The 16,347-nt window shown below is 59.8% G+C and carries 15 protein-coding genes; 6 read left to right on the top strand and 9 right to left on the bottom strand.

What is annotated here, in order from left to right; genetic code table 11:
* Window positions 1-2 precede the first annotated feature (2 nt).
* The 7 genes from Q6A51_RS16960 to mreB all read right to left on the bottom strand — a co-directional run bounded on the left by Q6A51_RS16960 (window position 3) and on the right by mreB (window position 9,826).
* Window positions 3-848 (bottom strand): carbon-nitrogen hydrolase family protein, encoded by an 846-nt coding sequence (locus tag Q6A51_RS16960; RefSeq protein WP_201018786.1) that lies wholly within the window; start codon window positions 846-848, stop codon window positions 3-5.
* A 45-nt stretch (window positions 849-893) separates the two neighbouring features.
* Complete coding sequence (locus Q6A51_RS16955) at window positions 894-4,709, bottom strand: YhdP family protein (RefSeq protein ID WP_304575322.1); 3,816 nt, start codon at window positions 4,707-4,709, stop codon at window positions 894-896.
* Between the two features lie 172 nt (window positions 4,710-4,881).
* On the bottom strand, window positions 4,882-6,339 hold the full coding sequence (rng, locus tag Q6A51_RS16950) for a ribonuclease G (protein ID WP_201005803.1): 1,458 nt from the start codon (window positions 6,337-6,339) through the stop codon (window positions 4,882-4,884).
* A complete protein-coding gene (locus Q6A51_RS16945; RefSeq protein ID WP_304575321.1) occupies window positions 6,336-6,935 on the bottom strand; it encodes a Maf family protein in 600 nt (199 codons plus the stop codon). The genes rng and Q6A51_RS16945 overlap by 4 nt, the downstream gene beginning before the upstream one ends.
* Window positions 6,936-6,998: 63 nt before the next feature.
* Window positions 6,999-7,490, bottom strand: a complete 492-nt coding sequence (gene mreD / locus Q6A51_RS16940; RefSeq protein ID WP_201005807.1) for a rod shape-determining protein MreD — start codon at window positions 7,488-7,490, stop codon at window positions 6,999-7,001.
* The gene (gene mreC / locus Q6A51_RS16935; RefSeq protein ID WP_201005883.1) at window positions 7,483-8,604 is read right to left on the bottom strand and encodes a rod shape-determining protein MreC; all 1,122 of its coding nucleotides are present in this window, start codon (window positions 8,602-8,604) and stop codon (window positions 7,483-7,485) included. Before mreC ends, mreD begins: the two co-directional genes overlap by 8 nt.
* 184 nt (window positions 8,605-8,788) lie before the next feature.
* Entirely contained in the window at window positions 8,789-9,826 is a 1,038-nt protein-coding gene (mreB, locus tag Q6A51_RS16930; RefSeq protein WP_002555108.1) for a rod shape-determining protein MreB, read from the bottom strand.
* A gap of 208 nt (window positions 9,827-10,034) precedes the next feature.
* Here mreB and gatC point away from each other — a divergent pair, with 208 nt between their 5' ends.
* The 6 genes from gatC (at window position 10,035) to Q6A51_RS16900 (ending at window position 15,201) form a co-directional block, all read left to right on the top strand.
* Window positions 10,035-10,322: an Asp-tRNA(Asn)/Glu-tRNA(Gln) amidotransferase subunit GatC gene (gatC, locus tag Q6A51_RS16925; protein ID WP_201005809.1), complete on the top strand. Its 288-nt coding sequence runs from the start codon at window positions 10,035-10,037 to the stop codon at window positions 10,320-10,322.
* 14 nt (window positions 10,323-10,336) lie between these two features.
* Window positions 10,337-11,788 carry an Asp-tRNA(Asn)/Glu-tRNA(Gln) amidotransferase subunit GatA gene (gene gatA / locus Q6A51_RS16920; RefSeq protein ID WP_304575320.1) on the top strand — a complete coding sequence of 484 codons (1,452 nt, stop codon included), beginning with the start codon at window positions 10,337-10,339 and terminating at the stop codon, window positions 11,786-11,788.
* 12 nt (window positions 11,789-11,800) lie between these two features.
* Window positions 11,801-13,246: an Asp-tRNA(Asn)/Glu-tRNA(Gln) amidotransferase subunit GatB gene (gatB, locus tag Q6A51_RS16915; protein ID WP_201005811.1), complete on the top strand. Its 1,446-nt coding sequence runs from the start codon at window positions 11,801-11,803 to the stop codon at window positions 13,244-13,246.
* A gap of 101 nt (window positions 13,247-13,347) precedes the next feature.
* Complete coding sequence (locus tag Q6A51_RS16910; protein ID WP_201018782.1) at window positions 13,348-13,716, top strand: septal ring lytic transglycosylase RlpA family protein; 369 nt, start codon at window positions 13,348-13,350, stop codon at window positions 13,714-13,716.
* A 53-nt stretch (window positions 13,717-13,769) separates the two neighbouring features.
* Entirely contained in the window at window positions 13,770-14,801 is a 1,032-nt protein-coding gene (locus tag Q6A51_RS16905; RefSeq protein WP_201018812.1) for a calcium/sodium antiporter, read from the top strand.
* A gap of 16 nt (window positions 14,802-14,817) precedes the next feature.
* Window positions 14,818-15,201, top strand: a complete 384-nt coding sequence (locus Q6A51_RS16900; RefSeq protein WP_201005813.1) for a carboxymuconolactone decarboxylase family protein — start codon at window positions 14,818-14,820, stop codon at window positions 15,199-15,201.
* On the opposite strand, the gene Q6A51_RS16895 is transcribed toward Q6A51_RS16900, so the two are convergent.
* Together Q6A51_RS16895 and Q6A51_RS16890 are read right to left on the bottom strand one after the other, a co-directional pair.
* The gene (locus tag Q6A51_RS16895) at window positions 15,198-16,139 is read right to left on the bottom strand and encodes an AEC family transporter (RefSeq protein ID WP_201018781.1); all 942 of its coding nucleotides are present in this window, start codon (window positions 16,137-16,139) and stop codon (window positions 15,198-15,200) included. The genes Q6A51_RS16900 and Q6A51_RS16895 overlap by 4 nt on opposite strands.
* Window positions 16,140-16,238: 99 nt before the next feature.
* Window positions 16,239-16,347 (bottom strand): IS3 family transposase (locus Q6A51_RS16890; RefSeq protein WP_304574666.1); only part of this gene is annotated, 109 nt, incomplete at its 5' end.

The raw sequence follows: 16,347 nt of genomic DNA, 5'->3' as shown, positions 1-16,347 counted from the left end.
ATTCACTCCGAAGCAGGCCGCACGGCGTCCTGCGAAATAAAGCGCCGGTGACTGGACACCGGCATCCGCGCCCGTATGGACGCCTGTTCTTCACTGTCTCGTTCGGCCAGCAGCACAGCTTCACCCTGTTCCTGCCGGCCCAGCACACGACCCCATGGATCGACGATAGCCGCGTGCCCGTAGGTTTCGCGAGGCCCCGGATGAATTCCGCCTTGCGCGGCCGCCAGCAGATAACACTGGGTTTCGATGGCACGCGCCCTGACCAGAACCTCCCAATGCGCCGCGCCGGTCACTGCCGTGAAGGCCGACGGCGCGGTAATCAATTCAGCCCCGGCTTCGCGCAGGGCGGTGTAAAGCTCCGGGAAACGCAGGTCGTAACAGACACTCAAGCCCAATCGGCCTACGGGTGTGTCGGCAACAACCACATTGTTCCCATGAGCATAGTCATCCGATTCACGATAGCGACCGCGATTATCAGCGACGTCGACATCGAACAAATGCAGCTTGTCATAGCGAGCGACCTGCTCGCCCTGCTCGTCCACCAGCAACGAACAGGCCGTGACCTTGCCATCGGGCCGATCATTGGGCGGCAATGGCAATGTTCCGGCAACAATCCATAACTTGAGGTCACGGGCAGCCAGTTTCAACCACGGCAGGATCGGACCTTGCCCACGGGCCTCGGCGCGACCGATATCGGCAACGTCACGACGCCCCATGGCGGCAAAGTTCTCGGGCAACACCGCAAGGCGCGCCCCGCTCTCGGCAGCTTGCTCCAGCAGCCTGCGAGCCTGGGCAAGATTGCCGAGAACGTCGCTCTGGCTGACCATCTGAATCACGGCAAAAGACATGGCACTTCCCTTACATGGCCTGTCGTCACTGTACTCCATGACGCGCTATTGAGGTTTTTCAAAAGGCTTGTCGAACGTGATCTTCGGCTCTTTCCATGGCCCTTCGACCTTGTACTGCACGCTGGCAAAACGCGCAACGCGATCACCCAATAACTTGTCTACCAGAAACAGCGCGCCACCAATGGCCGGGGCACCGACAATCAGCGCGGCAATCGGCAGATTATTGGTGACCGGCAGGGTGACCAGCAGTTTGGCATCGACGCGGTCACGCACCATATCCAGCGTACCGTTGAGCTCAAGGTTGCTCGACGGGCCGGTCAAGGTAATGGGGTTGCGTGTGACATAAACACCATCACTGGCCACCAGCAGCCCTTTGACCCGGTCGTAACTCAGGCCTTTGCCCAGCAGGTCGGAGAAGTCCAGCCGCAGGCGACGGCCGATCGAGTTGAAGTTCAGCAGACCGAAGACCCGCAAGGCCTGCGCACCACCCTCCACTTCCACGAACTGCCCCTGGCGCAGCGTGGCATCGAGGCTGCCAGAGAAACGCTTGAGCCCGACCCAGGCAGGCGAGCCCGGCCAGCGCCCATCGGCGTCCATCTCGAAACTTTCACTGGTGACCGTGGGTGCAAAACCCCAGGCTTTCAGGACGTCAGCCAGATTCTTGCCACTGAGCTGACCTTTGAACCAACTGCTGCTCGCTCCCGGCGCGCCTTCCCAACTGCCATCGCCCTTCAGCAACAGCCCCTTGAGTTCCAGGTTCATGTCGGACAAGCGAATCCCGGTTGCCGAAGGCCTGATCTTCAAGGCCCAGCTTCCCAGCAATTGCTCGCCCTGATACAGCTGGGCAATCTTGATATCCGTCGCCGGGATCTTGCTCGGGTCGACATCGGCCAGTGGGTCGGGCGGATTTTCGACCACGGCAGCGTTCGGATCGGGAGCAGGCAAGCGTACATACAGCAGGTCAATACCAATCGGAACGGCCTTGCTATCCGGCAGCGTGGCCGAGCCCTTGACCAGCCCGCTGTCCAGCGAAAGCGCCCATGCGCTCGCATTACGCTGCAACTGCACACGAACCTGATCCAGCGTCATGCCCATTGCAGTCAGCTTGCCGACCTGCAAGTCCACACCACTGAGCAACTGCCTGGCACTACCGCCCGGATCGTTGCCCGAATAGCGCTGAGCAATGGCCTGCCAGGGCGCGACATCCAGCTCAGACAGGTTGCCACGCAGGCGCAAGCCCTTGGCATCGGGAACAATGGCGCTCCCCTGCCCCAGAAACAGCTCACCTCGTCCGTCTGCCAACTTGCCGCCTGGAGCGGCAAAAGCCAGATTCGCCAGCCCGCCATAGGACGCCCCGAAACGCCGCTCGGCGCCCTGAAGTGTCATGCGGAACTCACTGGCACGCTCTTCTTCACTGGCCTTGCCGAAGGGAGCCGGCAGATCAACCGTCACACCTTTGAGCCCGGAGTTGATGAGCAAAGAGCTATCGCCCTCATTGAGGGTCAGTTGCAGTTGATAAGGTAAATCGCCCGATACAGGCAACGGCTGGCTGATCCCCAGCCATTCGGTCAGTTTTTTCAGCGTGATCTGCCCGCTGGCAACGACACGGGTCACGTTGGCGCCCGGCTTGCCTTCTGCAACGACCTCCGCCGTCACCGGACGATCGAAGGCCTGGGCACGAATCCCCTTGCCGCTGACGCCCTTGGCACTGTCGAAGCGGAAATCACCTTTGAGCTGGGTAAGCTCCAGCACCGGATCGGCGATCTTCAAGCGCGCGCCCTCGGTACTGAAATCCACGGCGACCTTCGGCTCACCTTCCTTGGCCAGCGGAATATCCAGTTTCAACTTGCCCTTGAGCGGCCCTTCGCCCTGCCAGCCAGCAAATGTACTGCCGGTGCCGATGGGCGCCTCCTGAAGAATCTTCATCCCATCAGCCACAGTGCCGGCAAATTCGCCATCCACCAACAGATGGCTTGTCTGCCCGGCCGGGACATGAGGGATATTCACCAGCACATTGCTGACTTGAGTATCGAGCAACTGTCCTTTGCTGGCCTTGACACGCACGCCGCTGTTTTCGACATAGACCTTGCCATCCACGCCCTTGAGCGATGGCCAGCCCGGCTGGAATGCCAGTGTGGCGTCATGTACATCGAAAAACAGGCTGATGACCCGGGCGGTATCCGGTGAGTTCTTGTTCAGCGAACCCTGATACTGGAAGAAACCCTGATTGACCGCGCCCCCGACAACCGCCGTGCGCAACCACTTGTCCAGCTCCGGACTCAGCACTGCTGGCAGGTACTTGCCGGTATAGCGACCGTCGCCATCGACCATGCCGACCCGCAGGTCCATGTAGTCTTCCTGGTCGTGACTGAAATGCAGGCGGATCAGGAAGTCAGCCGCGATCTTGCCTTCTTCGCCCAGGACCTTGATGTAAGGCGCAATCAGGGTGAAGCCCTGATCATCCAGCTTCCAGGTCAGACGGGCATTGGCCTTGAGGTAGTGCCAGGGATTCTTGAAGATCGGGTCCAGATGCAACATGAAGTCATCGGTGGCCAGACGCAGTTCACCCTGCCCCAGATCACCACTGATGGCGCCACTGACGTTTCCGGCTGCCGGAGCGCCGTGGTAAGCGTTGAAACCCACCTTGTCCAGATTGGCGGCAAAGCTCAGACGCTTGTCGCCCGTTTCCTGAGGCCGGTAATCGAGCAGAACATTGCGCAGGCTGCCAGTCGCCTTGAGGTTGTTGAGTACTGTCCTGAAACCTTCTGGCAGTGGCGCAACGGAGTCGAGCAGCGGAGTGACAGGCGTCAGGTCCAGCTTGTCGGCCTGAACATGCCAAAGCTCTTCGCGATCAGATGTGGCAGCCGTCCGGGTCAGTTTCAGACGACTTTCCCAGCGGTCCTTGCCCAGGCTCATGGCCAGCGAATCCAGAGTCAGGTCGAAGCCTGTATCACTGCGCTGAAACCAGGCATTGAGGGCCAGATTGTCGATGGTCGCAGGCTTGCGCTCGGCGTAACCCGTCTTGACCTGCGGCGCATTGAGCCGTGCGACAGCGCTCTGGACCGTGCCCTTGCCCCAAGTCAACCAGAACTCGCCACCCGCCTTGAGCGTGGAAACCTTCCACTCACGGGTCAGCGCCTTGGGCAGCCATTTGGCCCAGTTACTCTGTGGCAGGCTCAGATACAGGTCGGCTTCGCCGTCCTTCCAGTGACTGGCCTGGATGCGCGAGCGCAGGTTCAAGGTCAGCGGCTGGCCATCCGGCAGGGTCATGCGCGCATCAAGACGCTGATGATAACTGCCGGTCATCAGGCTGAAGCTGACGTAAGTGAGGGTCAGCGGGGACTCATTGAAAGGTTGCAGTGTTACCTGGCTGTCGAGCAGCGACAGGCGCGACACGATCTGCATCTGGTTGAGCATTTTTTCGGGATCGAGTGGCGCGTTGTCCTGCACCGGCAAGCCCTGGACTGCCCAGGCACCGTCCTTGTCCTGCTTGAGAATGACCTGCAGGCCGCCGACCTCAAGATGGGCGATACGCACATCCCGGGACCTCAGACTGCCCCAGATATCGGGCAAGACCTTGACCTGATCCAGACGCAAGGCACTGGCGCCCTCGCCAACCATCACATCACGAGCAACCAGCACCGGAGAAAAACCGCTCCAGCTTCCTTCCAGACTCCCGACGCTCAACGGCATGCCAAGCGCAGCACTGGCGCGGGTTTCGACATCGACCCGATACTCGGCAACCATCGGCATCAGTTGACGCCCGAGGCTGACATACAAGGCAGCCAGAATCAGCGCCAGCGCGCAAAGACCAAGCCCCCAGCGAGTCAGGGCAGAAAAGAAACGGGACAGACGCTCCATATCAGAAGGCCCTCCGCAATAAAGTTCGCCAGTCAGCCTTGCTGAAATGAACCTGGCTCAATAGTGCAGGTGCGGCCCGGTACAGGTTTTGCTCATTTACCACGCATCATTCTCGTTATAAGGGCTTACGGCTCGCCGGCCTGTGCATCAGGCTTTTACAAAGCGAGCAACTTCAGAGCAGCACCACGTCATATTGTTCCTGCGAATACATGGTTTCTACCTGAAAACGAATGGTGCGTCCGATAAAGCTCTCCAGCTCAGCCACATTACCCGACTCTTCATCGAGCAGCCGGTCCACAACCCGCTGGTTGGCCAATACACGATAGCCCAGCGCCTGATAGGCCCGGGCCTCACGCAGGATTTCGCGGAAAATCTCGTAACAGATGGTTTCCGGCGTCTTGAGCTTGCCGCGCCCCTGGCAGCAGTGGCAAGGCTCGCACAGCACTTGCTCAAGGCTTTCACGGGTACGCTTGCGGGTCATCTGCACCAGCCCCAACTCGGTGATCCCGATGATGTTGGTCTTGGCATGGTCGCGCTCCAGCTGTTTTTCCAGAGTGCGCAGGACCTGGCGCTGATGCTCGCCATCCTCCATATCGATGAAGTCGATGATGATGATGCCGCCCAGATTGCGCAGGCGCAGTTGCCTCGCAATGGCCGTCGCAGCTTCCAGGTTGGTCTTGAAGATGGTTTCTTCCAGGTTGCGATGGCCGACGAACGCACCGGTATTGACGTCGATGGTGCTCATCGCCTCGGCCGGATCGACCACCAGATAGCCACCCGACTTGAGCGGCACCTTGCGCTCCAGGGCCTTCTGGATTTCGTCTTCCACACCGTACAGGTCAAAGATCGGGCGCTCGCCGGGGTAATGCTCCAGGCGATCGGCAATTTCCGGCATCAGTTCAGCCACGAACTGCGTGGTTTTCTGGAAGGTTTCCCGGGAGTCGATGCGAATCTTCTCGATACGCGGGCTGACCAGATCGCGCAGTGTACGCAGCGCCAGGCCGAGGTCTTCATAAATCACGTTGGGCGGGCTGATGGTCTTGATCTGCTCGCCGATCTGGTCCCACAAACGACGCAGGTAACGAATGTCCATGAGGATCTCGTCGGCACCTGCACCTTCGGCAGCGGTGCGCAGGATAAAACCGCCCGCTTCCTTGATGCCTTCCAGCGCCACGCAATCACTGACGACTTTCTTCAGCCGTTCGCGCTCGCCCTCGTCTTCGATCTTCAGGGAAATGCCCACATGGGCCGTGCGCGGCATGTACACCAGATAGCGCGACGGAATCGACAGTTGAGTCGTCAGGCGTGCGCCCTTGCTGCCAATCGGATCCTTGGTGACCTGCACGACCAGACTCTGGCCTTCATGGACCAGAGAGCTGATGGTTTCCACAGCCGGGCCTTCACGCATGGAAATTTCCGACGCATGAATGAAAGCGGCGCGATCCAGCCCGATATCGATGAACGCGGCCTGCATGCCGGGCAACACCCGCACGACCTTGCCTTTGTAGATATTGCCGACGATGCCCCGACGCTGGGTCCGCTCGACATGGACCTCCTGCAGAACACCGTTTTCCACCACTGCCACCCGCGACTCCATCGGGGTGATATTGATCAGAATCTCTTCACTCATGGCTTTTCACCTTCCAGGCATTGCCAACAGGGTATGCCGAAACTGCCCAGCAGTTCTGCGGTTTCGCACAGAGGTAGCCCAACAACTCCAGAATAGCTGCCATGCAGCTCTTCGACGAAGATCGCTGCCAGGCCTTGAATAGCATAACTGCCCGCCTTGTCCTGCGGCTCGCCACTGGCCCAATAGGCCTGGATTTCAAGGGGTTGAACAGGACGAAAGCGCACGCGACTGGCCACGACACGGGCCTCGCTGCGCTGATGACCGACCAGCGCAATGGCCGTCAGCACTTGATGCTCACGCCCGGACAGCGCGGTCAGCATTGCCAAGGCATCGGCTTCATCGACTGGCTTGCCGAGAATGCGGCCGTCGAGCACTACGGCGGTGTCGGCCCCCAACACGCAAGCTGCCTCATCGTCCAGCAACGCCAGACCGGCTTTAGCCTTGCCAAGCGCCAGACGCTCGACATAGGCCGTCGGGGCTTCATCGATCAGAGGGGTTTCGTCGATTTGCGCACTCAGCGCAGTGAAAGGCACACCGATCTGAGTGAGCAGTTCACGGCGGCGCGGTGAGCCAGAAGCCAGATAAAGCAAGGGCATAAGGACATCTCCGTGTCTGTGACGATGAGCGCAGCACGACGCAGGTCTGCGCTCAGGCTGCGCTTAGTTGATTTTCAAACGCTTGCGCAACCCACGTAACCCATAACTCACCCATGGCCACAACAAGGCGCTGACCAATGCGGGCAGGACAAGAGCCAGCGTTGGCTGGCGATTGCCGTTCAAGGCGCTGATCCACAACTGGGCAAGCTGTGCCAGACCAAAGACCACCAGCAGCACAAGGCATTGCTGCCACATGGGGAACATGCGCAGACGTTGCTGCAAAGACATGACCAGAAACGCGATCAGCGTCAGGATCAAGGCGTTCTGCCCCAGATAATTGCCGTATAGCACATCTTCCATCAGGCCCAGCAGCCAGGCAGTGGTCATGCCGACCTTTTGCGGCAGAGCCAGGACCCAGAAGCTCAGGAGCAACGCCAGCCACAGCGGGCGAAAGATTTCCATGAACTGCGGCAGAGGCGAAATGCTCAGCAGCAGACCAATGGCGAACGTGAGCCAGACAACCCAGCCATTGCGCCCGGAGACATGACTAACCATCGATTCGCTCCCGAGTGTTGGAAGGTGTAGACGCCGGGGGCTGAGACGTAGCGGGTCTTGCGGCAGGTCGTGCCGGTGCCTGCTGAGTCGCCGGGGCTGCGGCCGGAGCCGAAGTACCGTGGGCGGCAGGCCTGGCGTGGGTGGTGCTGGTCGGGAACGACGGAATCGCTGGTACCGGCACCATCGGGAAAGCAGGTGACAGCGGCGGAATCGTTGGCGCCACTGTCGGCTCGATGCCTTTCTCAAGAGATTCCTGCGCCTGAGCCGCATCGGCGGCACGCTCTTCCGGCGAACGGCCATCGGAGAACACCAGCAGCAGGTAACGGCTGCGATTCAAGGCCGCAGTGGGAACGGCGCGAACAATGGCAAATGGCTGCCCGGAGTCATGAATGACCTCCTTGACCGTCGCCACCGGATAGCCCGCCGGGAAACGCTGCCCCAGGCCGGAACTGACCAACAGATCACCTTCCTTGATGTCTGCGGTATCCGCCACATGCCGCAGCTCCAGACGCTCCGGGTTGCCGGTGCCGCTGGCGATGGCTCGCAGGCCGTTGCGGTTGACCTGCACGGGAATGCTGTGGGTGGTGTCCGTCAGCAGCAGGACACGCGAGGTGTAAGGCATCAACTCGACCACCTGCCCCATCAGACCACGGGCATCGAGCACCGGCTGGCCAAGGACAACGCCATCGCGCTCGCCCTTGTTGATGATGATGCGGTGAGTGAAGGGGTTGGGGTCCATGCCGATCAGTTCGGCGACCTCGACCTTCTCGTTGACCAGCGCCGAGGAGTTGAGCAACTCACGCAGGCGAACGTTCTGCTCGGTCAGTGCCGCCAGTTTTTGCAGGCGACCTTGCAGGAGCAGGGTTTCGGTCTTGAGTTTTTCATTTTCGGCGATCAGCTCGGTACGGCTGCCGAACTGGCTGGCAACCCCCTGAAACATGCGTTGCGGCAGATCGACGATCCAGTAGGCCTGCATCAAGACCAGCGACATCTGACTGCGCACGGGCTTGAGCAGCGAGAAGCGTGCGTCCACCACCATCAGCGCGACCGACAGCACGACCAGCACCAGCAGACGTACGCCCAGCGATGGGCCTTTTGCGAAAAGCGGTTTAATAGGCCGCTCCTCCCGGGCATGCGATCAAAGGATCGAGCTTCAATTGGCTGTTATTCATGCGGTATGGAACCGGCCTGGACAGATGAAAGAAATAGGCACCTTGTTTCGGCGTCAGCCTAACGCATACAGGTAGCACAAGCGCTACCTGCATACAAAAGACCCCTATGAACAGCGCCCCGGCGAATTACTCGCTGGAGAGCAGGTCCATGGTGTGCTTATCCATCATTTCCAGCGCACGACCACCACCACGCGCCACACAGGTCAGCGGGTCTTCGGCAACGATGACCGGCAAACCGGTTTCCTGAGCCAGCAGTTTGTCCAGGTCACGCAGCAACGCGCCGCCACCGGTCAGCACCAGACCACGCTCGGCGATATCGGAAGCCAGCTCCGGCGGAGATTGCTCCAGAGCACTTTTGACAGCCTGAACGATAGTTGCCAGAGACTCCTGAAGGGCTTCGAGCACTTCGTTGGAGTTCAGGGTGAAGGCACGTGGAACGCCTTCGGCCAGATTACGGCCGCGCACGTCGACTTCACGGACTTCGCCGCCTGGATAGGCTGTACCGATTTCCTGCTTGATGCGCTCTGCGGTGGATTCACCGATCAGGCTGCCGTAGTTGCGACGCACGTAAGTGATGATCGCTTCGTCGAAACGGTCGCCGCCGACACGAACGGATTCGGCATAGACAACACCGTTGAGCGAGATCAGGGCGATTTCAGTGGTACCACCACCGATATCGACGACCATCGAGCCACGGGCTTCTTCGACCGGCAGACCGGCACCGATGGCAGCGGCCATTGGCTCTTCGATCAGGAATACTTCACGGGCACCAGCGCCCAGAGCCGATTCGCGGATTGCGCGACGCTCGACCTGAGTGGACTTGCACGGCACGCAGATCAGCACACGAGGGCTGGGCTGCAGAAAGCTGTTTTCATGAACCTTGTTGATGAAATACTGAAGCATCTTCTCGCAGACGCTGAAGTCGGCAATAACGCCGTCTTTCATCGGACGAATGGCTGCGATGTTGCCTGGAGTACGGCCCAGCATACGTTTGGCTTCGGTACCGACAGCCACGACACTTTTCTGGTTGCCGTGGGTACGAATGGCAACAACAGAGGGTTCATTCAGAACGATACCGCGCTCACGCACGTAAATAAGGGTGTTGGCAGTGCCCAGGTCGATGGAAAGATCACTGGAAAACATGCCACGCAGTTTCTTGAACATGGGATATGGGACCCTAGGGAACGCGTGGGTAAAAAAGTGCGGCAAACTCTAACAACGACAGGGATTTTGGGCAAGGAGCCAATATGTTAAATTGGCGGTTTTCTGAACACGCCCCCCGACGTTTGCGGCTTTAAGACCGCACAAACGCGGTGGTGTTCCGCAATTTGCTGACAGACCCGATTCGTCAGCATTCCACTGGAGATACCCCATGGCGCTTGAACGCTCCGACGTGGAAAAGATCGCCCATCTGGCCCGACTGGGCCTGGATGACGCCGATATCCCGCGTACTACCGAAGCACTTAACAGCATTCTTGGGCTGGTCGATCAGATGCAAGCGGTCGATACCACAGGCATAGAGCCGCTGGCTCACCCGCTGGAAGCCTCCCAGCGCCTGCGCGAAGACGCCGTTACAGAGCACAATCGTCGCGATACTTACCAAGTCATCGCACCAGCGGTCCAGGACGGGCTTTATCTGGTTCCGAAAGTCATCGAGTAAGGGAAAGAGCCTGCATGCATCAAATGACTCTGGCCGAGATCGCCCGCGGACTCGCCGATAAAAAGTTTTCTTCCGAAGAACTGACCCGTGTCCTGCTGGCGCGCATCGCGCAGCTCGACCCTCAGCTCAACAGCTTCATCACCCTGACCGAAGACCTGGCCATCACTCAGGCCCAGGCCGCAGACGCACGCCGCGCTGCCGGTGAGAATGGCGCCTTGCTGGGCGCGCCTCTGGCGCACAAGGACCTGTTCTGCACCCAGGGCATCCGCACCAGTTGCGCCTCGCGCATGCTCGACAACTTCAAGGCACCGTATGACGCCACCGTGGTTGCCCGACTGGCAGCCGCGGGCACCGTGACACTTGGCAAGACCAACATGGACGAATTCGCCATGGGTTCGGCCAACGAGTCCAGCTACTACGGCGCGGTGAAAAACCCCTGGGCCCTGGAACACGTACCAGGCGGTTCGTCCGGCGGCTCGGCTGCGGCAGTTGCTGCACGCCTGCTGCCTGCTGCCACCGGCACCGACACCGGCGGTTCGATTCGCCAGCCCGCTGCACTGACCAACCTCACCGGCCTGAAACCGACCTATGGCCGTGTTTCCCGCTGGGGCATGATCGCCTACGCTTCCAGCCTCGATCAGGCAGGCCCAATGGCGCGCACCGCCGAAGACTGCGCCCTGCTGCTGCAAGGCATGGCCGGCTTCGATCCGCAGGATTCCACCAGCATCGATGAGCCTGTGCCGGATTACTCCGCCAGCCTCAACACCTCGCTCAAAGGCCTGCGCGTCGGTTTGCCGAAGGAATACTTCAGCGCCGGCCTCGACCCACGCATCGCGCAACTGGTACACGAAAGCGTCAAGGAGCTGGAAAAGCTCGGCGCGATCGTCAAGGAAATCAGCCTGCCGAACAACCAGCATGCGATTCCAGCCTATTACGTCATCGCTCCGGCAGAAGCTTCATCCAACCTGTCGCGCTTCGACGGCGTACGTTTCGGCTATCGTTGCGAAGAGCCCAAGGACCTGACCGATCTGTACAAGCGCTCCCGCGCCGAAGGCTTCGGCCCTGAAGTACAGCGTCGCATCATGGTCGGTGCCTACGCGCTCTCGGCTGGCTACTACGACGCCTACTACCTGCAAGCGCAGAAGATCCGTCGCCTGATCAAGAGCGACTTCATGAACGCCTTCGCCGAAGTCGACGTGATTCTCGGCCCTACCACGCCAAACCCGGCCTGGAAGATCGGTGCCAAGAACAACGACCCGGTCTCTGCATATCTGGAAGACTTCTACACCATCACCGCCAACCTTGCGGGTCTGCCGGGCTTGTCCATGCCAGCAGGTTTCGTCGACGGCCTGCCGGTCGGTGTGCAATTGCTTGCGCCGTATTTCCAGGAAGGCCGTCTGCTGAACGTGGCCCATCAGTATCAGCAAGTCACTGACTGGCACACACGCACACCTGAAGGCTTCTGAGGAGCAATTAATATGCAATGGGAAGTCGTCATCGGGCTGGAGATTCACACCCAGCTTTCGACCCAATCGAAGATTTTCTCCGGTAGCGCCACCACGTTCGGCTCCGAGCCCAACACCCAGGCCAGCCTTGTGGATCTGGGCATGCCGGGCGTGTTGCCGGTGCTCAACAAGGAAGCCGTGCGCATGGCCGTCAAGTTCGGCCTGGCGGTCAATGCCGAAATCGGTCAGCACAACGTGTTCGCCCGCAAGAACTACTTCTACCCGGACCTGCCCAAGGGTTACCAGATCAGCCAGATGGAATTGCCGATCGTCGGCAAGGGCCATATGGACATCACCCTTGAAGACGGCACGGTCAAGCGCATCGGCATTACCCGCGCTCACCTGGAAGAAGATGCGGGCAAGAGCCTGCACGAAGACTACAGCGGCATGACCGGTATCGACCTGAACCGCGCCGGCACTCCGCTGCTGGAAATCGTGTCCGAACCGGACATGCGCAGCGCCAAGGAAGCCGTGGCTTACGTCAAGGCAATCCATGCGCTGGTTCGCTACCTGGGCATCTGCGACGGCAACATGGCCGAAGGCTCGCTGCGTTGCGACTGCAACGTGTCGGTTCGCCCCAAGGGCCAGGCCGAATTCGGTACTCGCTGCGAGATCAAGAACGTCAACTCGTTCCGCTTCATCGAGAAGGCGATCAACAGCGAGATCCAGCGCCAGATCGACCTGATCGAAGACGGTGGCAAGGTCATCCAGCAGACTCGCCTGTACGACCCGAACACCAACGAAACCCGTGCCATGCGCAGCAAGGAGGAAGCCAACGACTACCGTTACTTCCCCGATCCGGACCTGTTGCCGGTCATCATCGAAGACTCGTTCCTCGACGAAACCCGCGCCACCCTGCCGGAGCTGCCGCCGCAGAAACGCGAGCGCTTCCAGAGCCAGTTCGGTCTGTCGGCCTACGACGCCAGCGTGCTGGCTTCCAGCCGCGAGCAAGCCGATTACTTCGAGCAAGTGGTCAGCATCGGCGGCGACGCCAAGCTGGCGGCCAACTGGGTCATGGTCGAACTGGGCAGCCTGCTGAACAAGCAAGGCCTGGAAATCGAAGAGTCGCCGGTCAGCGCCGAGCAACTGGGTGGCATGCTCAAGCGCATCCTGGACAACACAATCTCCGGCAAGATCGCCAAGATGGTGTTCGAGGCCATGGCCAATGGTGAAGGCAGCGCCGACGAAGTCATCGAGAAGCGTGGCCTGAAGCAGGTTACCGACAGCGGTGCCATCGAATCGATGCTCGACGAAATGCTCGCCGCCAATGCCGAGCAGGTCGAACAGTACCGCGCCGCAGACGAAGCCAAGCGCGGCAAGATGTTCGGTTTCTTCGTTGGTCAGGCGATGAAAGCCTCCAAAGGCAAGGCCAACCCGCAGCAAGTGAACGAACTGCTGAAGGCCAAGCTCGAAGGCTAACTCAAGCCGTAGGAGTGAATTTATTCGCGAAAGTCTTATTCCGGGCTTTCGCGGATGAATCCGCTCCTACATGGTTAAACAGGCATCACAGGATCTGACCGATGCGCCGACTTCTCACTGCCTGCTCCCTGCTCACACTGCTGGCCGGTTGCGCCAGTCATGACATCGATCCTCACGGCTACGACGAAACCGGCCGGGCCTCGTACTACGGCGCCAGGCATCACGGCAAACGTACCGCCAGTGGCGAACCTTTCAATCAGAATGCCTTGACCGCCGCTCATCGCGAGCTGCCTTTCGGCACGCGCGTCAAAGTCACCAATCTGGACAACGACAAGAGCGTTGTCTTGCGTATCAACGATCGTGGTCCTCACATTCGAGGGCGGCTGATCGATGTATCCCGCGAAGCGGCCGAGCAACTGGGCATGCTGCGCAGCGGAACCGCGCCAGTGCGCATCCAGAGCCTCGACTGAGGACACCCGGAATTATCCAGCTATCGAGCCTTCCCGCCCCCGCACTCATCCAGCTGGTGAGTGGTCTTCTACTTTTACTGATCGGCGCCGAGCTGTCAGTACGCGCCGCCGTACGCATGGCCTCCATCCTCAATATTCGCCCGCTGATCATCGGCCTGACCGTTGTCGCCCTGGGCAGTAGCGCGCCGCAGATGGCAGTCAGCCTGCAAGCCGCGTTTTCCGACAGCACCGACATTGGCGTAGGCAGTGTCATAGGCAGCAATATCTTCAATGTGCTGGTGACGCTGGGGCTGTGCGCCCTGATCATTCCGCTGCGGGTCGCCCGCCAGGTCTTGCGCATCGATATCCCGCTGATGATCGGGGCCAGCCTGCTGGTCATCGGTCTGTCCTGGAATGGCGAGTTCAGCAAGTTCGATGGCGTGTTGCTGTTGGGTGCCCTGCTGGCCTGCCTTGTTATCGTCCTGCGCCAGGCCAGTCATGGCGCACGTCATGGCCATACGCACAGCACCGAAAAACCCCGTTCACTGACTTGCATTGCCCTGCTGGTCTGCGGCCTGCTGTTGCTGGCGTCTGGCGGCCATCTGCTGGTGGATGCGGCGGTGGTGGTCGCGATCAATCTGGGGCTGTCCGAGCGCATCATCGGCCTGACACTGATCGCCATCGTTACCTCGCTGCCAGCCCTGATGACTTCCCTGATCGCCGCACTGCGCGGCGAGCGGGATATCGCAGTGGGCAATGTGATCGGCAGCAACCTGTTCAACCTGCTGGGCGTACTGGGCCTGACTGCCCTGATCTCGCCTGTGCCATTGACGATATCTCCCAACGCGCTGGTTTTCGACCTGCCGATCATGCTCGGCGTCGCCGTGCTCTGCCTGCCGCTGTTTTACGCCGGTTATCGCATCACCCGCCTTGAGGGGCTGCTGCTGTTGGCGTTGTATCTGACCTACGGGCTGCATATCGTGTCGTTCAGTACCGGCATGCTGCTGGCTGAAAGGCTTGAACACCTGATGATCCAGTTCATCCTGCCGCTGCTCGGCACCGCGGTTGCCTTCGGCATCGTGAAGGCCTGGCGGCGCCAACATTGACCCAGGGGGAAACGCCATGACAGACAAGACAATCGGCAAGGGCGAACAGATGCGGCGTCAGGTCATGGGCGATGTATTCGTCGACCGTGCGCTGGGCAACGCCACCGAGTTCAGTCAGCCACTGCAGGATTTCGTCAACGAACACGCCTGGGGTAGCGTCTGGCAACGCGAAGGTCTGGACCTGAAAACCCGCAGCCTGATTACCTTGGCGACGCTGACTGCGCTCAAGTGCTCACAGGAACTCAAAGGTCATGTGCGTGGTGCCCTGAACAACGGCTGCACCGTGGAAGAAATTCGCGAAGCCCTGCTGCATTGCGCTGTGTATGCCGGGGTGCCCGCCGCTATCGAAGCGTTCCGCTCGGCACAGGAAGTGATAGACGCCTATCAGAAAGCCGACTAGATCCAGCCGCCCCACTGCAACAGGAAAATCCCGATATTGGTCGTCACCGCCGCCGCCAGGGTGGTGATGACGATAATCGCGGCGGCCAGCTCGTAATTGCCATTGGCGGTGCGAGCCATGATGTAGCTGGCTGCCGCCGTCGGGCTGCCGAAGTACAGGAACAGAATCCCCAGCTCAGCACCGCGAAAGCCCACCAGCCACGCTGCAAAAGTGCAGATCAATGGCAGCCAGACCATTTTCACCATGCTTGCACTGATCGCCAGCGCGCCGCTTTTGCGCAAGGACGCCAGCGACAGCGTGCCACCGATACAGATCAGCGCCAGCGGCAGAGTCATCTGCGCCAGATAGCTGCCGGAGGTTTCCAGCCACTTGGGCAGGCCGATGCTGAAATAGGCGAAAGGCGAAGCGACGATGACACTGATGATCAGTGGATTGGCCAGAACACTCTTGAACACACTCCACGGATCGGACTTGATGACCGGGCTGTAGACCGCCAGCACGATGGTCGAGAGTGCGTTGTAGAACACAATGACCAAGGCCGCGAGAATCGCACCCAGCGAAATACCGTATGCGCCATACATACTGGCGGCCAGCGCCAGCCCCACCACACCATTGTTACCGCGAAACGCACCTTGAACGTAAACGCCCCGATCCTCCCGAGGGCAACGCCAGATCGCCCAGCCCCACGTAGCTGCGAAGCTCAACAGAGTCGCGAGGCTGAAGAAAACCAGCAGCTTGGGTTGCAGTGCCTCGTTCAGATTGGCGTGAATGATCCCCAGAAACAGCAGAGCCGGCATGGTGACGTTAAACACCAGGCTCGACGCCACAACGATGAAACCATCATTGATCGCATGGATACGCTTGAGGACCACACCCAGGAACAACATGGCAAACACAGGCGCGGTAATGTTCAGGGTTTCAAGAAAAATAGCCAGCATGCCGCAGACCCGGTCCTGTCGTAAGGTGACCTCATCATAAGCCAGCAGGGGGAAAGGTGTTGCAAGGAATTTCAGTTCGTCTGAATCGCCCCGGATTCTCTAGACACCTTGCAAGCTCATTGTGTAACGTTTTTCAAACTCTACCGGTGAGAGCTGATTGTTGAAACCATGGCGGCGTTTTGCGTTGTAGAACATCTCGATGTAATCA

The organism is Pseudomonas serbiensis (genome assembly GCF_030580745.1).
GTDB classification, from domain to species: domain Bacteria; phylum Pseudomonadota; class Gammaproteobacteria; order Pseudomonadales; family Pseudomonadaceae; genus Aquipseudomonas; species Aquipseudomonas serbiensis.
The sequence above is the reverse complement of the archived record's forward strand: the minus strand, read 5'-3'. Positions and strand labels throughout refer to the sequence as shown.

What these genes read in the sequence shown, in the direction of transcription:
- gatA (WP_304575320.1), top strand. Translation starts at nt 10,337, where the DNA reads ATGCATCAAATGACTCTGGCCGAGATCGCCCGCGGACTCGCCGATAAA.
- gatC (WP_201005809.1), top strand. Translation starts at nt 10,035, where the DNA reads ATGGCGCTTGAACGCTCCGACGTGGAAAAGATCGCCCATCTGGCCCGA.
- mreB (WP_002555108.1), bottom strand. Translation starts at nt 9,826, where the DNA reads ATGTTCAAGAAACTGCGTGGCATGTTTTCCAGTGATCTTTCCATCGAC.
- Q6A51_RS16900 (WP_201005813.1), top strand. Translation starts at nt 14,818, where the DNA reads ATGACAGACAAGACAATCGGCAAGGGCGAACAGATGCGGCGTCAGGTC.
- Q6A51_RS16960 (WP_201018786.1), bottom strand. Translation starts at nt 848, where the DNA reads ATGTCTTTTGCCGTGATTCAGATGGTCAGCCAGAGCGACGTTCTCGGC.
- Q6A51_RS16895 (WP_201018781.1), bottom strand. Translation starts at nt 16,139, where the DNA reads ATGCTGGCTATTTTTCTTGAAACCCTGAACATTACCGCGCCTGTGTTT.
- Q6A51_RS16955 (WP_304575322.1), bottom strand. Translation starts at nt 4,709, where the DNA reads ATGGAGCGTCTGTCCCGTTTCTTTTCTGCCCTGACTCGCTGGGGGCTT.
- gatB (WP_201005811.1), top strand. Translation starts at nt 11,801, where the DNA reads ATGCAATGGGAAGTCGTCATCGGGCTGGAGATTCACACCCAGCTTTCG.
- rng (WP_201005803.1), bottom strand. Translation starts at nt 6,339, where the DNA reads ATGAGTGAAGAGATTCTGATCAATATCACCCCGATGGAGTCGCGGGTG.
- Q6A51_RS16910 (WP_201018782.1), top strand. Translation starts at nt 13,348, where the DNA reads ATGCGCCGACTTCTCACTGCCTGCTCCCTGCTCACACTGCTGGCCGGT.
- Q6A51_RS16945 (WP_304575321.1), bottom strand. Translation starts at nt 6,935, where the DNA reads ATGCCCTTGCTTTATCTGGCTTCTGGCTCACCGCGCCGCCGTGAACTG.
- mreD (WP_201005807.1), bottom strand. Translation starts at nt 7,490, where the DNA reads ATGGTTAGTCATGTCTCCGGGCGCAATGGCTGGGTTGTCTGGCTCACG.